Annotated in this window: 17 protein-coding genes, 1 pseudogene and 1 riboswitch; of the genes and pseudogenes, 6 read left to right on the top strand and 12 right to left on the bottom strand. The window is 70.9% G+C overall.

Annotation, left to right across the window (positions count from 1 at the left end):
* Positions 1 to 8: 8 nt before the first annotated feature.
* Positions 9 to 776 (top strand): type I methionyl aminopeptidase, encoded by a 768-nt coding sequence (gene map / locus AC1DWC_RS07950; protein WP_477907154.1) that lies wholly within the window; start codon positions 9 to 11, stop codon positions 774 to 776.
* Here the strand turns inward: map and AC1DWC_RS07945 are convergent.
* Both AC1DWC_RS07945 and AC1DWC_RS07940 read right to left on the bottom strand, forming a co-directional pair.
* Positions 739 to 2,289 carry a DUF222 domain-containing protein gene (locus AC1DWC_RS07945; RefSeq protein ID WP_477906958.1) on the bottom strand — a complete coding sequence of 517 codons (1,551 nt, stop codon included), beginning with the start codon at positions 2,287 to 2,289 and terminating at the stop codon, positions 739 to 741. The genes map and AC1DWC_RS07945 overlap by 38 nt on opposite strands.
* A gap of 69 nt (positions 2,290 to 2,358) precedes the next feature.
* Positions 2,359 to 3,150: an alpha/beta fold hydrolase gene (locus tag AC1DWC_RS07940; protein ID WP_477906956.1), complete on the bottom strand. Its 792-nt coding sequence runs from the start codon at positions 3,148 to 3,150 to the stop codon at positions 2,359 to 2,361.
* A 144-nt stretch (positions 3,151 to 3,294) separates the two neighbouring features.
* On the opposite strand from AC1DWC_RS07940, the gene AC1DWC_RS07935 reads away from it, so the two are divergent.
* Both AC1DWC_RS07935 and AC1DWC_RS07930 read left to right on the top strand, forming a co-directional pair.
* Complete coding sequence (locus tag AC1DWC_RS07935) at positions 3,295 to 4,281, top strand: sigma-70 family RNA polymerase sigma factor (protein WP_477906954.1); 987 nt, start codon at positions 3,295 to 3,297, stop codon at positions 4,279 to 4,281.
* Positions 4,278 to 4,883: a TIGR03086 family metal-binding protein gene (locus tag AC1DWC_RS07930; protein WP_477906952.1), complete on the top strand. Its 606-nt coding sequence runs from the start codon at positions 4,278 to 4,280 to the stop codon at positions 4,881 to 4,883. The genes AC1DWC_RS07935 and AC1DWC_RS07930 overlap by 4 nt, the downstream gene beginning before the upstream one ends.
* Here AC1DWC_RS07930 and AC1DWC_RS07925 read toward each other — a convergent pair.
* The gene (locus tag AC1DWC_RS07925) at positions 4,880 to 5,440 is read right to left on the bottom strand and encodes a TetR/AcrR family transcriptional regulator (RefSeq protein ID WP_477906950.1); all 561 of its coding nucleotides are present in this window, start codon (positions 5,438 to 5,440) and stop codon (positions 4,880 to 4,882) included. The two genes, AC1DWC_RS07930 and AC1DWC_RS07925, sit on opposite strands and share 4 nt — an antisense overlap.
* A gap of 39 nt (positions 5,441 to 5,479) precedes the next feature.
* On the opposite strand from AC1DWC_RS07925, the gene AC1DWC_RS07920 reads away from it, so the two are divergent.
* Positions 5,480 to 6,733, top strand: a complete 1,254-nt coding sequence (locus tag AC1DWC_RS07920; protein ID WP_477907152.1) for a KasA/KasB family beta-ketoacyl-ACP synthase — start codon at positions 5,480 to 5,482, stop codon at positions 6,731 to 6,733.
* 34 nt (positions 6,734 to 6,767) lie between these two features.
* Here the strand turns inward: AC1DWC_RS07920 and AC1DWC_RS07915 are convergent, their stop codons facing one another.
* The 3 genes from AC1DWC_RS07915 to AC1DWC_RS07905 all read right to left on the bottom strand — a co-directional run bounded on the left by AC1DWC_RS07915 (position 6,768) and on the right by AC1DWC_RS07905 (position 9,361).
* Positions 6,768 to 7,997, bottom strand: coding sequence for a serine hydrolase domain-containing protein (locus AC1DWC_RS07915; RefSeq protein ID WP_477906948.1), 1,230 nt, complete (start codon positions 7,995 to 7,997; stop codon positions 6,768 to 6,770).
* A 49-nt stretch (positions 7,998 to 8,046) separates the two neighbouring features.
* Positions 8,047 to 8,721 (bottom strand): TetR/AcrR family transcriptional regulator, encoded by a 675-nt coding sequence (locus AC1DWC_RS07910; protein WP_477906946.1) that lies wholly within the window; start codon positions 8,719 to 8,721, stop codon positions 8,047 to 8,049.
* An 88-nt stretch (positions 8,722 to 8,809) separates the two neighbouring features.
* The gene (locus tag AC1DWC_RS07905) at positions 8,810 to 9,361 is read right to left on the bottom strand and encodes a carboxymuconolactone decarboxylase family protein (RefSeq protein ID WP_477906944.1); all 552 of its coding nucleotides are present in this window, start codon (positions 9,359 to 9,361) and stop codon (positions 8,810 to 8,812) included.
* An 83-nt stretch (positions 9,362 to 9,444) separates the two neighbouring features.
* Between AC1DWC_RS07905 and AC1DWC_RS07900 the strand changes: the two genes are divergently transcribed.
* A complete protein-coding gene (locus tag AC1DWC_RS07900; protein ID WP_477906942.1) occupies positions 9,445 to 9,915 on the top strand; it encodes a MarR family winged helix-turn-helix transcriptional regulator in 471 nt (156 codons plus the stop codon).
* Positions 9,916 to 9,931: 16 nt separating this feature from the next.
* Here the strand turns inward: AC1DWC_RS07900 and AC1DWC_RS07895 are convergent, their stop codons facing one another.
* Both AC1DWC_RS07895 and AC1DWC_RS07890 read right to left on the bottom strand, forming a co-directional pair.
* Positions 9,932 to 10,501, bottom strand: coding sequence for a hypothetical protein (locus AC1DWC_RS07895; RefSeq protein WP_477906940.1), 570 nt, complete (start codon positions 10,499 to 10,501; stop codon positions 9,932 to 9,934).
* Positions 10,501 to 12,381 carry a DEAD/DEAH box helicase gene (locus AC1DWC_RS07890; protein ID WP_477906938.1) on the bottom strand — a complete coding sequence of 627 codons (1,881 nt, stop codon included), beginning with the start codon at positions 12,379 to 12,381 and terminating at the stop codon, positions 10,501 to 10,503. Before AC1DWC_RS07890 ends, AC1DWC_RS07895 begins: the two co-directional genes overlap by 1 nt.
* A gap of 210 nt (positions 12,382 to 12,591) precedes the next feature.
* Here AC1DWC_RS07890 and AC1DWC_RS07885 point away from each other — a divergent pair.
* A pseudogene (locus tag AC1DWC_RS07885) lies at positions 12,592 to 12,957 on the top strand (DoxX family protein); the annotation flags it as partial.
* Here the strand turns inward: AC1DWC_RS07885 and AC1DWC_RS07880 are convergent.
* The 4 genes from AC1DWC_RS07880 to AC1DWC_RS07865 form a co-directional block, all read right to left on the bottom strand.
* Positions 12,908 to 13,789, bottom strand: a complete 882-nt coding sequence (locus AC1DWC_RS07880) for an ABC transporter ATP-binding protein (protein WP_477906936.1) — start codon at positions 13,787 to 13,789, stop codon at positions 12,908 to 12,910. The pseudogene AC1DWC_RS07885 and the gene AC1DWC_RS07880 sit on opposite strands and share 50 nt — an antisense overlap.
* Entirely contained in the window at positions 13,786 to 14,844 is a 1,059-nt protein-coding gene (locus AC1DWC_RS07875) for a FecCD family ABC transporter permease (RefSeq protein ID WP_477906934.1), read from the bottom strand. Before AC1DWC_RS07875 ends, AC1DWC_RS07880 begins: the two co-directional genes overlap by 4 nt.
* Positions 14,841 to 15,851: an ABC transporter substrate-binding protein gene (locus AC1DWC_RS07870; protein ID WP_477906932.1), complete on the bottom strand. Its 1,011-nt coding sequence runs from the start codon at positions 15,849 to 15,851 to the stop codon at positions 14,841 to 14,843. Before AC1DWC_RS07870 ends, AC1DWC_RS07875 begins: the two co-directional genes overlap by 4 nt.
* Before the next feature lie 30 nt (positions 15,852 to 15,881).
* A riboswitch (cobalamin riboswitch) is annotated at positions 15,882 to 16,068 on the bottom strand.
* The gene (locus AC1DWC_RS07865; protein WP_477907150.1) at positions 16,068 to 17,915 is read right to left on the bottom strand and encodes a galactan 5-O-arabinofuranosyltransferase; all 1,848 of its coding nucleotides are present in this window, start codon (positions 17,913 to 17,915) and stop codon (positions 16,068 to 16,070) included. It overlaps the preceding riboswitch by 1 nt.
* Positions 17,916 to 17,972 lie beyond the last annotated feature (57 nt).

The following is a 17,972-nucleotide window of genomic DNA, read 5'->3' as shown; positions in this document are numbered from 1 at the left end:
TGAAACGGATGGTCGAGATCAAGACCGAGGGCGAGGTGAGCTCGATGAGGGCCGCGGGCCGGGTGGTTGCGGAGGCGTTGGCCGCGGCCCGGGGGGTGGCAGAGGTGGGGGTTCGCGTGAGTGAACTCGATGCCGCCGCGGCGGCGGTGATCCGGGCGGCCGGCGGAACCCCTGCCTTCCTCGGCTACCACCCCGACTGGGCCCCGACCCCGTTTCCCGGCGTCGTGTGTGCGAGCGTGAACGATGCTGTGGTACATGGGATTCCGTCCGACTGCCGGCTGGCCGACGGTGACCTGGTGAGTCTGGACTGCGGCGCCTACCTCGACGGCTGGTGCGGCGACTCGGCCGTCAGCTTCGTCGTGGGCGCCGCCGATCCCGAGGACCTGCGGCTGATCGCGGCAACCGAGGAGGCGCTGGCCCGGGGTATCGAGGCCGCGCGGGTGGGGAACCGGATCGGCGACATCGCAGAGGCCATCGGGAGTTTCGCCCGGTCGCGGGGGTACGGCGTGCTCGCGGACCACGGCGGTCACGGGATCGGTCGGGCCATGCACGAGGAACCGCACGTGCCGAACGAGGGCAGGGCCGGTCGTGGCATGAAGCTGCGTGCGGGAATGGTGCTTGCACTGGAACCGATGCTCATCCGCGGCGGCAGCGACGACTACCGGCACGACCGGGACGGGTGGACGCTGCGGACGCTCGGCGGTGAGCGGGCGGCGCACAGCGAGCACACGGTCGCGATCACGGCGGACGGCCCACTGGTGCTGACGGCCGCGTGACGCGGCGTAGACCGGTTGTGGGTGAGTGTTCAGGCCTTGCCTGGTCAGGCTCCGTGGATCGCGCGTCGGTTGTGGGCCGGCCGGGGTCTTCGCAACGGGTCCACCCAGGCTGGCGGGGTGAACCATGGATGGCCGTCATCGCCGATGGCCACCGCCCAGTGGTTCCTGTGGATGATCGTGTGGTGCTTCTTGCAGAGCAGCACGAGGTTCGAAAGTGCTGTGGGACCGCCGTTGGACCAGTGCCGGATGGGGGCACCTCCCTGCACGAAGTGCTTGGGGGAGGGTGGGCGTCGGTCCAGGCGGCGGGGCGGCCGCAGCCGGGGAAGGCGCAGCCGCAGTCCCGCGCCACCAGGGCTTTCCGGAGTTTCGGGGAGACGATGCGGGTGGTGCGGCCGACGTCGAGGGGGTTGCCACTGCGGTCGACGAAGATCGCGGTGACCTGGGCGTCGCAGGAGATGCGGGCGGCGATGGCCGCGGAGATCGGGCCTGCCCAGGGCATGGTGGCGTGGCGGCGTCGGCGGTAGTGCCGCGGCGGCCTGACGTCGGTGCAGCCGTCGCAGTGTTCGCCGCTGATGGGTCCGGTTGCGTTGTCGGAGTGGTAGTCCCAGCCGTTCCCGGACCAGGCCCCGGTCGCGGGTGTCGGCGCCGTCGCGGCGACCGCGTCCTTGAGTGCGTCGACGTCGATGGTGACGGTGACGTGCGGTCGTTCGCCGCCTTCGGTCGGTCCGCGGGCGTTGTCGAGGTGGCCGCGGATGATCTGTTCGAGGGCGTCGGCGTTGCGTTTGGCGGCGGTACGGGGGTCGCGGATCGGGTGGCCGTCGTCGTCGGTGCTGGGGTGCGGCTTCGACAGCCCGGAGAGGGCGGTCTGGAGGGCTTCGCCGGTTTCGGCGTCGAAGCTGCCGCTCACGTGCACGCGCCCGCCGAACGTGCTGGAGGCGTGGAACTCGTTGAGCTCCGGATTCTCGCCGTCGGACGGGAGATCGTTGTCGCGCTCGAAGAAGATCTCCATCTCGCGGGCCCGGTCCCGCAACTGTTTGGGGTCCTCGATTCGGGCGGCGATCAGCAGGTAGGCCTCGCAGTCGTCGGCCCGTCCGCTGTCGGGGTCGGGATGGTCCCAGTCCGTGTCCGCGGGTTCGATGCCGAAGTCCTTGGTGAGCTTCGCGAGGCGGCCGAGGAAGTTGACGATCACCTGGACGTGGCCGAGTTCGATCCGTCCCTCGTTCAGGACGTCGGCCACCTGCGGGTGCAGGGGGAGTTCTCGGGAGAGGCGGACGATCTGCGATGCGTGGGCGCGGTGCATCCGGGTGATGCCGGCGAGCCAGGCGTTGGTGTCGGCGGCGCCGGCGTGTTCGGGCAGGCAGCGCTGGTCGGCCTCGTGGACGAGTCGGACGAGGAGCGCCTCGCGTCTACGCATGTCCTGAACGAGCTCCGGTACCGCGGCGAGGATCTCTGTTTCGTCGAGTCGCCATGCCTCGGCCCCGGCGGGGTCGGTGAGCATGGCGTCGAGTTTCATACATCGAATTCTACTCGCACGCACATTCGATCACAACGATGTTTCGACTGGTGAACGGCCTGAGGCGCCTCAGTGCCCGGCGCCAAAGAACTCGGACAGCACGGGCGCCAGGACCTTCGGCGACACGTCGTGGAAGCCCCCGTCGACGATGCCCAGTCCCGCGCCGGGCACCACCTTGGCGACCGCCGCGGCGGCCTCGCGGAGCCAGGGCGGACTCCCTGCGCTGGCCAGCGCCAGGGTCGGGACGGAGATCGTCGCCAGCCGCTCGCGCGGCATCGCGCCGCTCTCGACCACCAGCGCGTCGTAGAGCAGGGTGTGCGCGATCGCCTTCATCGGCACCCAGGCCGGCGACTGCCTGATCGACGGGACCGCTTCGGCCGGGACCCCGACCGCCTCGGTCATGAACAGTTCCACGGCGTCGCCGCGTCGCCCCGCCGCGGTGAGCTCGGCGAGCCGGGTGAGGTAGTCGTCTGACGTCCGCGGGCCGTCCGAGTACGGCGGCTCGAACACGGCGAGCCGCGCGACCGGCAGTCCCGCCGCGGCGGCCTCGAGGGCCAGCACCGCGCCGGAGGACAGGCCGTAGACGTGCGTCGGCCGGCCGATGTCGTCGAGGATCGCGGCGAGGTCCTCGATCTCGCGTTCCGGCGCGTACGGCGCGGTGTCGCCGCTCGACCCGCGCCCGCGTCGGTCGTAGGCGATGGTGGTGAACTCCGACGCGAGCGCCGCGGCCAGCGGGCCGGCCGTCCGCCGGTCGTTGAACGCGCCGCCGACGATCAGTGCAGGTGGGCCGTCGCCGCAACGCTCGTACGCGATGACGGTGCCGTCGGCGGAGCTGACCTGGTGGGAGGTGACTGCGGCCATGACCTTCCCCTTCCCGGGGTGGACGGATCGGAGGTCTCTTCCCAGTACAGACCATCGGGTGCCGGTGAATCCATCGATCACCGATGAGTTTCGAATTCGCCGAGGGTCTGTACCTGCATGGGAATCCAAGGAAATGTGTGCGCCATGACTGAGAGCGCGGTTCGTGGGGACTTTGCACCGTTGGCGGAGCCGTACCGGCGTGAGCTGCTCGCGCACTGTTACCGGATGTCCGGGTCGGTGCACGACGCGGAGGACCTGGTGCAGGAGACCTACCTGAAGGCGTGGCGCGCCTATGAGAAGTTCGAGGGCCGCTCGTCGCTGCGTACCTGGCTGTACCGGATCGCGACGACCACCTGCCTCACCGCGCTCGAGAGCAAGGGCCGGCGCCCACTGCCCACGGGGCTGGGCGCGCCGAGCTCCGACCCGTCCGACGACCTCGTCACCCAGGACGAGGTGCCGTGGCTCGAACCGATTCCGGACACCCTGGTCGACCTGTCCTCGAACGACCCGGCGGTGGCCGCCACCTCCAAGGAGACCATCCGCCTCGCCCTGATCGCCGCGCTGCAGCACTTGCCGCCGAAGCAGCGCGCGGTGCTGATCCTGCGCGAGGTGCTGGCCTGGCCGGCGGCCGACGTCGCCGAGCTGCTCGGGACCACCACCGCGGGGGTGAACAGCGCGCTGCAACGGGCCCGCGCGCAGATCGACCGGGCGGCGCCGAGCGAGGACGCGGTGCAGGAACCGGTCAGGCCCGATCAGCGCGAGCTGCTCGACCGGTACATGTCGGCATTCGAGCGGTACGACATGGCCGCACTGAAGGAGCTTTTCACCCAGGACGCGGTCTGGGAGATGCCGCCGTTCGTCGGCTGGTACCAGGGTCCGGATGCGATCCGGACGCTCATCGAGAACAACTGCCCGGCAAAGGGTCCGGGCGACATGAAGCTGATCTCGACGGTGTCGAACGGCCAGCCGGCGTTCGCGATGTACATGCGCGACGCCGACGGCAGCTACCCTGCGTTCCAGCTGCAGGTGGTCTCGCTCGGCCCGTCCGGGATCGGCCACGTGACGGCGTTCTTCGACACTTCGCTGTTCGAGAAGTTCGGTCTGCCGGCGGTCCTGCCGGCAGGGTCGTGACGGGGAGTCGGGTCGCCTGGCCGGTCGCCGATCCGGTTGCGCTCCTCGAGCGGGCGATCAGTTACACGCTCGGCAGCCTGCAACTGGTGACGGCGCAGGACATGTCGGCCCCGACGCCGTGCCGCGAATGGAATCTGCGGGAGTTGCTGACGCACATGAACGACGCGCTCGAGGCGTTGCAGGAGGCCGTCGACGACCGGGTGGTGACGCTCGTGCCGGAAGAGGGCTCGCCCAGCATCTCATCCGATCCCGTTGCCGCCCTGCGGGATCGGGCTTGCCACCTGCTCGGCTCGTGGACCGGGTCGGCAGATTCCGCTCCCATCCGGATCGGCGAGGTGCCGGCGCTGTCGGACATCGTGCCCTCCGTGGGGGCGCTCGAGGTCGCGGTGCACGGGTGGGACGTGTCCGTGGCGTGCGGGCACCCCCGGCCGATTCCCGCCGCTCTGGCAGACGAATTGCTCACCTGTGCAGCGTTGTTCGTCACCGATGCGGACCGGCCGGCGCGCTTCGCCCGACCGGTCGAGGTGGCGCGAGATGCGGACCCGGGGAATCGGTTACTGGCGTTTCTGGGCCGGGATCCGAACGCCCTGGGCGCACACTAGCCGAGCGAAACATCGATCAGCCGATGTGCCGCCAGGTCGGTTCGTTCGACGTCGCCGGTGATCAGCCGATCGAGAAGGATGCCGCGCAGGCCGGAGACCATCAGCGTCGCAGCGGCCGACGCATCGCCAGAATTGAAGTCGAGGCGGACGAGCACGCCGGCGAGCGCGGTGACGAGCGTCTCGATGGCGGCGGTGGAGTACTCGACGAACGGGCCTTGCTGGACACAGGCGGTCCCCATCACCTGCAGCAGAACCCGGGTGTGCGTCGAATACTCGCCGTCCGTCAGGGCTGCCCACAGCGCGCGGAGGCGGGGCCGGAGCATCTCGGGGCTCGACACGTCCGCGAAGAGGTTGTCGATGTCAGGCCGTTGCGTGGCCAGTGCCTGCGCGAGCAACTCCTCCTTGCTGCCGAAGTAGTAGATGAGCATCCGCGAACTGGTGCCGAGCGCCGCGGCGAGGGGGCGCAGGGACAGGTCGGCGAGTCCTCGTTCGCCGATGTAGTCAATGACCTGGGCGAGGATTTCCGCGCGTTTCGCGTGATCAAGTGGACGAGCCATGGGTTGACTGTAGCGATCGCTACAGGTATCTGTTTTATTGTGACTGTAACGATCGCTTCAGAAACTGCCCCTCGTTCACGCTCCGTCGTGGTCACCTCTGTCGCGGCGACCACCTCTCTCGGCGACGACGTCGATGCGACCTGGGACGGGCTGCTGAACGGCCGCACCGGAATTGCTCGGCTGGAGGACGACTTTGTCGACCGATTCGATCTTCCGGTCCGCATCGGCGGAAAGTTGAAGTCGGTGCCGGCATCGCGGTTGACCAGGGTGGAGCAACGGAGACACTCCTTCGTCGAACAGATGGCGCTGGTACTGGGGCGCCAGGTGTGGGCGGGCGCGGGCAGCCCCGAGGTCGACGGCGAACGGCTCGCGGTGGTGATCGGAACCGGGCTCGGTGGGGGCGACGCTCTGATCGACGCCGTCGACGCGCTGCGGGGCGGCGGCTATCGGCGGGTCTCGCCGATGTCCGTTCCGATGGTGATGCCCAACGGGCCGGCAGCGACCGTCGGTCTCGAAATCGGAGCCAAGGGAGGTGTCTTCGCGCCCACGTCGGCCTGTTCGTCCGGTTCGGAGGCCATCGCCCACGCCTGGCGACTGATCGCCACGGGCGAGGTCGACGTCGTCGTCGCCGGCGGTGTCGAGGGTCAGATCGACGCCGTTCCGATCGCGAGTTTCGCCATGATGCGCGCCATGAGCACCCGCAACGACGAGCCGGGGCGGGCGTCCCGTCCGTTCGACCTCCACCGCGACGGATTCGTGCTGGGCGAAGCCGGTGCGCTCGTCGTGCTCGAATCGGAGGCGCACGCAAAAGCCCGTGGGGCGGAGGTGTTCGGCCGCGTTCTCGGGGCCGGTATCACCTCTGACGCCTTCCACATCGTGGCGTCGGACCCCGACGGCATCGGCGCCGCCCGCGCGATGCGCAAGGCGATCGATGCCGCCGGCCTCAGCGCTTCAGACATCGACCACATCAACGCGCACGCGACGTCGACCCCGGTCGGCGACGCCTCCGAGGCGAACGCGATCACGGCGGTGGCCAAAGACGCGTCGGTCTACGCGCCCAAGTCGGCGCTCGGACACTCGATCGGCGCAGTCGGTGCGCTGGAGGCGATACTTACGATGGCCACGATCCGGGACCAAACGGTACCTCCGACGCTGAACCTCGAAACCCACGATCCTGCAGTCAATCTGGACATCGTCTCGGGCGCCGCACGGGCTCAGCGGATCGAATACGCGCTGAGCAACTCGTTCGGCTTCGGCGGGCACAACGTCACCCTCGCGTTCGGGCGGCCGTAGGTCGTTCGTTGGGATACGTCGTCGATTACCCGAGCTAGCGCGCCGCCGCGATCGCCCGAAACACCTCGAACGTCTCCTGCTCGTCCTGTTCGGTCCCGTAGTCGCTGAGCTTGACGATGACGGTGCGAGTGGTCGGGTCCACGTAGGTGTACTGGCCGTACACCCCGACCGCGGAGAGGTCGGCGCCGTCACCGCCGGTGGGGTGCCACCACTGCGCCGAGTAGCCCCACTTGGACACCGGGTGCTGGGCGGGGGTACTGATCCGCGAGATCCACGCCGCCGGAACGACTTGCGTGTCGCCGACGCGGCCGCCGTCGAGGACGAGCTGCCCGACCTTCGCGAAGTCGCGGGCGGTGGCGTTGATGCAGCAGAACGCCTTCTCCTGTCCGCCGTCGCGGTCGAGGTTCCAGGTCGCGTCGTCTTCCGCGCCGATCGGGCCCCACAGGTCGTGGGTGAGCAGGTCGGTCAGCGGCCTGCTCTCGACGCGGGCGAGCACCTGGCCGAGGAGTTGGGTGTCGACGCTGCGGTAGTCGCCCTTGCTGCCGGGCGGGAACTGCACACCGCGGTGGTCGCGGACGAACGTGTCGAGGTCACCCGTGAGGTACATCCGGGCGGTGCCGGTGAGGGGGAAGTACGGGTTGTAGTTCTCCGACACGTCGGCACCCGATGTCATGTCGAGCAGGTTCCGCACCGTGATGTCGTCGTACTCGCCGCCTCCGGCCAGCTCCGGCAGCACGTCGACCAGTCGGTCGTCCTCGCTCAGTTTGCCCGCGTCGATCGCCCGGCCGATCAGCAGCGAGACCACCGACTTCGCCATCGACCAGGACGCCAGCCGGGTCGTGGGCTCGACCCCGTCGCGGTACCACTCGTGGGTGAGCGCGCCGTCGCGCAGCACCAGGAAGGCGTTCGTCTGGGTGGTGTCGAGGAATTCGGCGACCGGGATCTGCTTGCCCTTCCACGGCACCGCCCCGGGCAGTGCGGCCGCGTGCACGGGCAGCGGTCGCGGGTCGGTGGCGGGCACGGACCGGGCCGGGTAGAGCGACCCCTGGGTCGACGGCGCAGCGGTGAGCAGCCGGGCCAGAGTGGGCGGCGCGGGGATGTCGAGCGCGGCGGTCGCGGCGTAGGACCCGGCGATCAGCACCGCGAGGGTCAGCGGGACTGCGATTGCCGTCCGGGTCAGGATTCGTCTGCGACGGGTCGGCCTGTCGGAACTCGGCTGCTCGGAGGTGGGGCGGGCGTCGGTAGCGGTGCTGGGCTCGGTCATGCGCGGGTGTTCCTCGATCTCCGGTGCGGTCGGTCGCGGGTGGTGGCGGTCATCCGGCGGTGGCCCGGGCGCGGGTGTCGACGGCGGCCCAGAACGCCTCGATCATGGTGTCGAGCACCATGTCCGGGCTCACCTCGGCCAGGGCGCGAGCGGACGAGGCGATCGCCGGGTAGCGGGCAGGGTCCGCGCCCGCGTACTCGCTGAGCCAGGCGCGCTCGTCGGCGTCCCGAATCGTGTCCGGCAGTACCGCCCAGCCGGCCTGCATGCCGGCAAATGCCAATACGCTGTCGGCCAGCATCCGTTGGTAGCGAACGACATCCGCGTCGCCGAGGCCGATCTCGGCGAGCGAGGTGAGCATCATCTCGACGAGGGCGAACTCGCCCGGGCCCCGGGTGGTGCGCGGTGCTACCGCGGCGCCCACGTAGGGGTGCTCGGTGAACACCGCGACCACCGCGTGCGCGAGGTGTTCCATGCGCTGTTTCGGCCCGAGCCCGGTCGGGACGCGGTCGCGGGCCATCGTCAGCAGCCGGTCGCCGACGGCTCGCAGGAGCGCGTCCTTGTCGGAGAAATGTCGCCACACCGCGGACCGGTCCACTCCCAGTTCCTCGCCGAGTGCGCGCCCGGTCAGCCCGTCGGGGCGGCCCCGTGCGGCAATCCGCACTGCCGCCTCCACGATGATCTCCGGCGTCAGCCGGATCGCGCGACGCGAACCGTCGTCGGCCATCGTGCACCCCGTCCCGAATCTGTCATCAGTGTTGTCATCAATGATGACAAGCCGGGTGCGACCGTGGGCGCGAATCGGTGAAATGGGGCTACGCGGCGCCGTCCCAGGCGAACCGGGCGAACGGCTCGTCCAGCGGCGCGCCCGTCATCCGGTTGGCGAAGGTGGACAGGGTGTACGTGCCGACGCCGAGCACGACCTCGAGTGCCTGCCTGGGGCTGAAGCCGAAGTCGAGGAACGCGCGCATCCGGGCGTCGTCCACCGCGCCAGCACTGTCGAGCACGGCCAGGGTGAACCGTCGCAGCGCCTCGAGCCGAGGGTCGTCGAGCGGGCGACGCTCGCGCAGCGCGGCGGTGAGCTCGGGCGAGGCCCCGGCGCGGGTGAGGCCGGCCGAGTGCAGGGCGACGCAGAGGTGGCACTCGTTCCGGGTTGCGACCGCGAAGACCACCACCTCCCGTTCGAGGTGGGAAAGCGTGCTGCGCTCGAACAAGGCGTTCGCGCGGGCGAACGCCTGCATCAGCTCCGGCGACTCGGCCATCAACGCGCTCGCGGCGGGCAGGAACCCGAACTGCTGCTCGATCGCCGCCATGATCGGCCGGGCGGCGGCGGGGGCGGTTTCGGCGGTGTGTGCGGTGAACGTCATGGCGGCTTCCCCCGGGATAGAATGGACAATGTGGTTGACCAAAACAGTAAACCTGGTTGTCGATATGGCGCAAGGGGTGCCGAATGAGTGAGCGCGCGGGTCCGGGCTACGAGCTGCCCGTCCTGCTGTTCTCCGGGTTCCGGTCGTTGATCGACGAGACGCACCGTCGGCTCGCCGCGCAGGGGCATCCGGAGATGCGGCCGGCTCACGGATTCGCGATGCAGGCCATCGGCGTCGAGGGCGCCAGCGCCAGCGAGGTGGGGCGTCGGCTCGGCGTCTCCAAGCAGGCGGCGGGCAAGACCGTCGACCGACTGGAGGCGATGGGATACGTTTCCCGGCAACCTGATCCGTCCGATGCGCGCGCCAAGACGGTGGTCCTCACCGAGCGTGGGCTGGACAGCCTGCGCCGCTCCGCCGTCATCTTCGACGAGCTGCAGTCGGAGTGGGCGTCGGCAATCGGCGCGGACCGACTGCGTGCGCTCGAGTCCGACCTGCGCACCGTCACCGGCGGGCAGGGCCTTCGGCTCGACGCGCAGGCCTGGTTCGGCGGCTAGGGGGCCGACGGCACGCTCAGGCCCCGTAGAACCCGGCCGGGTCGATCTCGGTCAGGGCGATCCAGTCCGATGCCGGGGTCGCCGTCGCGGCCGAACGACCGCCTTTCTCCCGCAGCGCGACCGCGACCGCCGGTTCCTCGTCTACCTTCTGGGCCAGGCCGTACAGCACCGCGAGGTGGTGCACGCACGGGCGCCGGCGGCCGGTGCACCCGCAGGTCGCCGCGTGCTCGGCGATCGGGGGCGCCACCGCGATGTCCTCGGCCAGCAGGTCGGCGACCAGGGCGTCGGGCAGCTCGCCCGCGGACACCCGACGGTCCCGGGCGCCGGCGCGGTCGAGCAGTCGCCGCACCGCACCGGCGTCCTTCTTCGTCCACACCGGCACCTGAACGGCCACCGGGAAGACCTTGCCGCGGACGGTAACCTCGGCCAGGACCCGCCCGGCCTCGATCGTCGTCAGGTGCACCGACCCGTTGCGCGCGAGGGAACGCGCCTGGGGGATGGCCGGATTCGGTGCGGACGCGGCCGTCGACTCGACGGTCCGCAACCACGCCCGGCCCCACGCGGTGACCCCGAACTCCGCGCCCATCAGCAGACGCCGATCGCGTCGAGGTCGAGCAGGGCGCGCAGTTCGGTGTCGGGTAGATCGGCCAGCGCCGACTCCGTGTTCCCCGTGACCGACTCGGCCAGAGCGCGTTTCGACTCGTGCATGGCGGCGATGTGGTCCTCGATGGTGCCTCCGGTGACGAGGGTGTGCACGTTGACGGTCCGGTGCTGGCCGATCCGGTGCGCCCGGTCGGTGGCCTGGGCCTCGACCGCCGGGTTCCACCACCGGTCGTAGTGCAGCACGTGGCTGGCCCGGGTCAGGTTGAGCCCGAACCCGGCCGCCCGGAGGCTGAGGATCAGCACGGGCGCCGCGTCCGGCCCGGTCTGGAAGTCCTCGACCAGCCGGTCGCGCCGCTCCACGCTCAGGCTGCCGTGCAGGAACGGGATCGTCCCGGCGCCCAGCTCGGCGGTCAGGTGCGCCGAGAGCAGCTCGCCCATGCCGCGGTACTGGGTGAACACCAGCGCCCGGTCGCCGTCCTCGACGATCTCCGCGAGCATTTCGGTTGCGCGGTCGAACTTTCCGGACCGTCCGACCAGTCCGGCGTCGTTGCCGGCGCCGACCTGAGCCGGGTGGTTGCACACCTGCTTGAGCGTCGTCAGCAGGGCCAGGACGTTGCCGCGCCGGGCGATGCCGCTGCCCAGCCCGGAGGCGAACGCGTCCGCGACGGCGGCGCGGTACAGCCGGGTCTGCTCGTCGGTCAGCGTGCACGCCACCGTCGAGAACTGTTTCGGGGGCAGCTCGGTCGCTACCTGGGACTTGGTGCGGCGCAGCACGTACGGCTCGATGACGGCGGCGAGCCGGTCCGCGGCGGTGCGTGACCGTCCCGACTCGATGGGCGTCGCGAACCGCTGCCGGAACCGCGCCCGGGTGCCGAGCACGGCGGGGTTGGTGACGTGGAGGAGCGACCACAGCTCCTCGAGCCGGTTCTCGACCGGGGTGCCGGTCATCGCGACCTTGAGTGTCGCGGGCAGTCGGGCGGCGGCCTTGGCGGCCAGCGACGTCGGGTTCTTGATCTGCTGGGCCTCGTCGAACACCACGCAGTCCCACGCGACGGCGGTCAGCTCGTCCGCGTCGGTGCGCAGGACGCTGTAGCTCGTGAGCACCACCGCGGCGTCCGGCCCGGTCGCCGGCAGCCCGCGGCTCGCGCCGTGGTGCACCACCACGGGCAGGTCGGGGGCGAAGCGGTCCAGTTCGCGTCGCCAGTTGCCGATCACCGAGGTCGGGCACACCACCAGGTGCGGCGCGGACCCCGCGCGGGTGGCCAGCAACGAGACGGCCTGCAGCGTCTTCCCCAGCCCCATCTCGTCGGCGAGGATGCCGCCGCCCTCGCCTGCCAGCGCGCGCAGCCAGGTGACGCCGTGAATCTGATAGGGCCGCAAGGTCGCCCGGACACCCGCGGCGGCCAGCTCGCGGCCGGTGCCGGCCACGGCGCCGAACTGACGGATGGTGGACGCCGCCGTCCCGACCGCCGTCTCGTCCGCGCGGAGGCAGGCGTGCGCGGCGGTCGGCATCGACCGCGCCAGCTCCGCCCAGGCCGCGTCGTCGTCGTCGCCGTCGTCGAGTTGGCGCGCCGCCCGGTGCCACGCCCGCACCGACGCGCCCACCTCGTCCGGACCGACATCCAGGCGCCGCAGCGCGGGCAGCACGTCGGTCAGGTCCGCGGCCCGAACTCCCACCGTCCGTGGTGCGACCGTGGCGCCGTCGACCGGGACCGCGAGCCGACAGGTGGTGGCGGTCCCCGGCGGGAGGCCGAGCGCGGTCAGCGCCGACTCGACGTCCTCGACGCCCCACCATGCGAGGGTCGCGAGGGCGGGCACGAAGGTGGCCTGCAGGCGACCGGGGTCCGCACTCGACTCGTTCATGTCCGCCGAGGGTAGCCGTCCGGGGAGCTCCACCGCCAACGAGAAGTAGGTCAGAAGCCGCAGATCAGGTGTGGTTTTCCCGACATTGACGGATCCCGGATCGGTGCGTCTCTGACGCGGCGGCGATGAGTTCCGGGGGCCGTGCGGGTCTACCTGGTATGCGCCTCCCGCACCCCGTGTGAGGCCCACGAGGACGAGACGGAGCACGCCATGACCATCACCCCGCACACCACGTCCGCCCCCGCCGCCACGACGGCCGCCGCCGTCACGCCGCGGCAGCGCCTGGCCGGTCGGATCGTCACCGGCCTGGTCGTGGTCTTCCTGCTGTTCGATTCGGTCACCCACATCGCGAACGTGGAGCAGGTGCGCACCGCGATGGCGGACCTCGGCTTCGATCCCGGGCTGAACCGGGTCTTCGGCGTCGTCCTGCTGGCGTGCCTGGCGCTCTACCTCGCGCCGGTCACCTCGGTCCTCGGCGCGGTCCTGCTGACCGGGTACCTGGGCGGCGCCGTCGCCACCAACCTGCTCACCGAGCAGCCGATCCTGAGCACCACGCTGTTCCCGATCTACACCGGCCCCCCCCCCCCCCCCCCCCCCCCCCCCCCACGAGTGCGTCAGCGCCTGCGGCCGCCCCGCACAGCACCACCATCGGACGCCCCGTTCGTGGATGGGGTTGTACCAGGGCGTCGAGGCCGTAGACGTCCGCCAGCAGTTCGGCGGTGAGTACCGACTCCGTCGGGCCCTCGGTGACGACCCGGCCGTCGCGCAGCACCACGAGATGATCGCAGTACATGGCGGCCAGGTTCAGGTCGTGCATCGCGGCGACAGTGGTGAGCCCGCGGACCCGGATCAATTCGAGCAGTTCCAGCGACGCCGAGACGTCGAGGTGGTTGGTGGGCTCGTCCAGCAGCAGCACACAGGGGCGCTGCGCGAAGGCGCGGGCCAGCTGGGTCTTCTGCTTCTCGCCGCCGGACAGGCTCTGCCACAACCGGTGTCGCAGGTCGGTGATTCCGGCCGTCGCGAGACAGTCGGTGACCAGTTCACCCGTGCCGAGCGCGGCGGGGCGGGCCCAGCCGCCACGGTGCGGGATGGCGCCGAGTTCGACGATCTGCTCCACCGTCAGGTCCAGTTCGGTGGCCGAATGCTGTTCCACCAGTGCGACGGTGCGGGCAAACTCGCGCCGGTGCATCGCGGTCGCCGGGACGTCGCCGATCAGCACCCGTCCACTGTCGGGACGTTCGAGCCGGGCGATGGTCGACAGCAGCGACGTCTTGCCCGAACCGTTCGGCCCGATCAGCCCGGTGACCCGCCTGGCCGGGGCCGTGCACGACACGCGGTCGAGGATCCGCGTGCCTCCGGCGGACCAGGTGACGTCCTCGACCCGGATCTCCGGAGAGTGGTGCGTCATGAGGCGGCTCCCCGTCGTCGGAGCAGCCACACGAACGCCGGCACCCCGACGACGGCGGTGACGATACTGATCGGCAGTTCCCGCCCGGGCATGACCGTGCGGGCGGCGATGTCGGCCCACACCAGCAACAGTGCGCCCACCAGAGCGACCACCGGGAGCAGGCGCGCGTGCAGCGGACCGACGAGCATCCGGGCCGCGTGCGGCACCACGAGTCCGACGAAGCCGATGATGCCGGCCTGCGCCACCAGCGCCGCCGTGCACAGTGACGCCACCACGTACAGCACCCAGCGCGACCGCTCGACGTTGGTGCCGAGGCTCGCGGCGGCACGCTCACCGAACGCGAACGAGTCCAGTACCCGGCTGTAGGCCAGGAAGATCGTCATCGTCGCGGCGACGACGACGAGGATGCCGACCAGACCCGACCAGCGCACGCCGGCCACCGAGCCGAGGGTCCAGTTCAGCACCCGGTGGGCGGAGTCGCGGTCGCCGAACAGCACCAACGCCGACGTCAGCGCCGCGGCCAACTGCCCCACCGCGATACCGGCGAGGACGAGTCGACCGGGCAGCAGCGCCCCGGACCGGGACGTCGCGATGACGAACACCAGCAGCAGGCTCCCGAGGGCACCGAGGAATGCTGCGGACGAGACGGCACCGAATCCCAAGGCGCCCACCGCACTCGCGCCGGTCGTCAGCGCCAGGACCGCGCCCAACGACGCGCCCCCGGACATGCCGAGCAGGTAGGGGTCGGCCAGCTGGTTGCCGGTCAGTGACTGCAGCACCGCGCCGCACAGGGCGAGCCCCGCGCCGATCGCCGCGGCTGCCAGCACCCGCGGCATCCGCAGGTCCACGACGATATGGGTGGTGAGCAGATCAGTGCCCGGGCCGATGCCGAGGCGTCCGGCGATCGACTCGACGACTGTGCCGATCGACAGGTCGGCCGCGCCGATCGCGACCCCGGCCGCGCAGCTCACCACGAGCAGCGCGACCAGGATCACCGACCAGCCGGTGCTGGTCGCCGCGGCTACCCGGGCCGGCACCCGGGTCGTCGGACTCATGCCCCGTTGCCGCCCAGCTGCTCGGCGACCTGGCTCGCGCCCTCGATGGTGCGCGGTCCCGGCGTGCTCGCCGAGAACGGGACCACGACGAACGCGTCGTCGCGCACGGCCTTCAGATCCTTCAGGGCCGGGTCGCCCCGCATGTAGTTCTTCTTCTCCTCGGCCGTGTCCCACGACGCGTCCGCGAGGACGATGACGTCGGGGTTCGCGGCCAGCACCGTCTCCCAGCTGCCGTCGAGCCACGCGCCGTCGGCATTCGCGAAGATGTTGGTGCCGCCGACCGCATCGATGATCAGCTGCGGTCCGCCGGCGTTGCCGCCGACGTACGGGGTGTCGGTGTTGCTGTCGTACCAGAAGATGCTCTTGCCCTTCGCGGGCGCCGCGGCCTCGATGCCTCCGAGGGTCTCGCGCATCTGCGCGACGACGGCGTCGGCCTCGGACTCGTGGCCGAACAGGGTCCCGTAGTCGGTGATCTCGGTGCCGATCGAATCCCAGGACACGGCGGGACGGGTCGACTTGTCCTTGCAGCCGAACGGGGAGACGTAGGTGGCGACACCGAGGGCGTCGAACGACTCGTGCGAGCCGACGGCCTTGTCGTCGAACGCGCTCGAGTACGACGCGAGCACCAGGTCGGGCTTGACCTCGAGCAGGGCCTCGCGGCTCGGGTAGTCCTTCTCGTCGAGCGCCGGGACCTGCGCGTAGGCGGAGGCCCACTGCGGTGCGATGGTGTCGTCGAGGTAGGCCGTGCCGGCCATCCGGTCCTGGGCGCCGATCGACAGCGCCGTCTCGGTGGCGCCCTGGTTGAGGGTGACGCCGCGCTCGGCGGGTCCGTCGAGGGTGACGGTGCGACCGCAGCTCTGCAGGGAGATCGCAGCGGTGTCGCCGTCGGAGTCCGACGACCCGCCACACGCGGACAGGGTGAGGGCGGCAGCGATCGACAGTGCCGCGGAGGAGATGACCCGGGGGGAGATACGCGAGCGAGCTCGCGACGAAACGAGGGTGCGCAAAGCGACCCGCCTTCCATGACTCGTGGAAAACATCAGGGCTGCGTCACGGCCGGTCTCCTGGCTTCGCAGGGATGACCGGCGACCGCACCTTCCCAGATGCCTGCGCACCCAGTGGTCGGAGCTCGAGCCCCAAGCGGTCGACGTACCTGCTCACAGTGGCGAGTACCGCGCCGGTTTCACACCGGACTTCCCGAACACCGTGACAACAAGTGGACCCTAACCGACGCGGGTGACCACCACGAAAGGCCCGGCCTCGGTGACCGAGAACCGCGGGTCCTCGAACAGCTTCTCCGGGAACGTCACGGTGTAGCGGCGCACGTTCGGGTCGTTCGGGTACACGTCCTCCGCGAGGCGCAGGGTGTACCCGTCGTCGGACTGGCGGAAGACGAACGTGTCGGGGCCCCGCAGGCCGGTCGCGTCCATCGCCTCGATCAGCTCGTCCGGGGTCTGCAGTTCCGTCCAGGACTCGATGTAGGCGGCTCGCTTGTCGAACTGCGCCAACGGGTTTGCGTAGTGCGACGTGAGTCCCTGGAACCCGAAGTACGGGTAGAAGCTCAGGAAGCTGGTGTCGGCGGTGAGCACCACGGTGTCGGACCGCGGGCCGGGGCGCTGCGCCTGGATCGCCTCGTCCACCGCCGCGTAGTAGGCAGCGGCGCCCGGCGGACGCTGGTCCGCGCGCACCCCGTCGCCGTCCGTGTCGGTGTAGGCGATGGTGATCTCCGGGGCCAGCAGGTGCGGGATGGACTGGGCGAACGCGACCGCGCCGAGCGCGCCCACCGCCACCACCGCGGCCTTGACCCGGGGGTTCTCGCTGGTCGCGAGGATCAGCCAGCGGGCGAAGTCGACGAAGCCGAAAACACCTGCGGCGCCGAGCAACACGATGAGCACCGGCTCGAGCCGGAAGGACAGCAGGGTGGTGCCGACCGCCGTCGCCGCCATCGACATCAGGGCCCACAGGTACGCCGCGACCACGCCGAGGCCCAGCGCCTGTGCGCGCCGCGACGAGGCGGCGCGACCGGCCAGCCACACCGTGCCGAGCAGGCACAGCGCCCCGGTCAGGTCGCCGTCGAACATCGGCAGCGGCAGGTCCGCGCCGGCCTCGGGCAGGTAGTGGGTGGCGGAGCCGGTGCCCGACAGCGTGCCGGTGCGCAGCGCGCTGAGGAACGGCAGCCACACGATCAGCGCGATCAGGCCGGAGATCACTCCGGCCGCGGCCAGGCGCACCAGCGGGTCGAGGGCCGCCCGCCAGGATCCCTGTGCGCGGACGGCGAGGCCCGCCGCGACCAGGGCCATCACCGTCACAGCGAAGGCCGCGTAGCCCAGGTAGAGCGTGTAGAAGGTGGCGGCGAGGCCGAGGAACAGTCCGGTGCCCACGACGGCGCCCCACCCGCCGGACCCGGTCTCCCCGGGCCGGTAGAGCCCGCCCCACGCCAGCAGCAGCACCGGCGGCAGCAGCACCACCAGGATCGCGCTGTACGCCTCGGGCGAGGCGTACCCGACCGTCAGCGCGGTCGTCGCGACCGTCGCCAGCACGGCGAGGTCGGCGCGGATCAGCCTGGACCACAACACGAGTGCGATCACCGACGCCACCGCGAGCGACGCGATCGCGTACGGCTTGAACGCCTCCCAGCCGTCCATGCCGAGCAGGTTCGCGACCCGCCCGCCGAACCAGAACCAGCCGGCCGGGTAGAACGACGGCAGGTCCGCGTAGGTCATGTCCTTCAGAGCCGCGGTGTCTGTCATCCGGGTGAGGAACTCGGTGCGGAACTCCTGGTCGACCGAGACGCCGTGCAGGTACAGCTTGGTGGCGGCCAGCGGCATGCCGAGGGTGACGGTGACGAACCCGGACACCCCGGCCCAGGACAGCACCTTCGCCAGGGTGGTCGCGCGGCGTCGGCGCAGCAGCCACACGGACAGCGCCAGCACCGACAGCGTGAGCACCTGCCCGACCGTGGTCAGCGCGCGGGTGACGTTGGAGGAGTTGAACGCCGGCCACTGGACCACCGAGAAGGCGACCAGTCCGACGGCGGCGACCACCACCGAAACGAGCGCCGCCAGCACCATCTCCCCGGCGGCGGACGCGGCCCGGCGAGCGGGCTGGACGTGGCTGGGGGAGACGGG

The sequence above is a fragment of the Rhodococcus sp. P4_C10 genome (genome assembly GCF_056402135.1).
The sequence above is the reverse complement of the archived record's forward strand: the minus strand, read 5'-3'. Positions and strand labels throughout refer to the sequence as shown.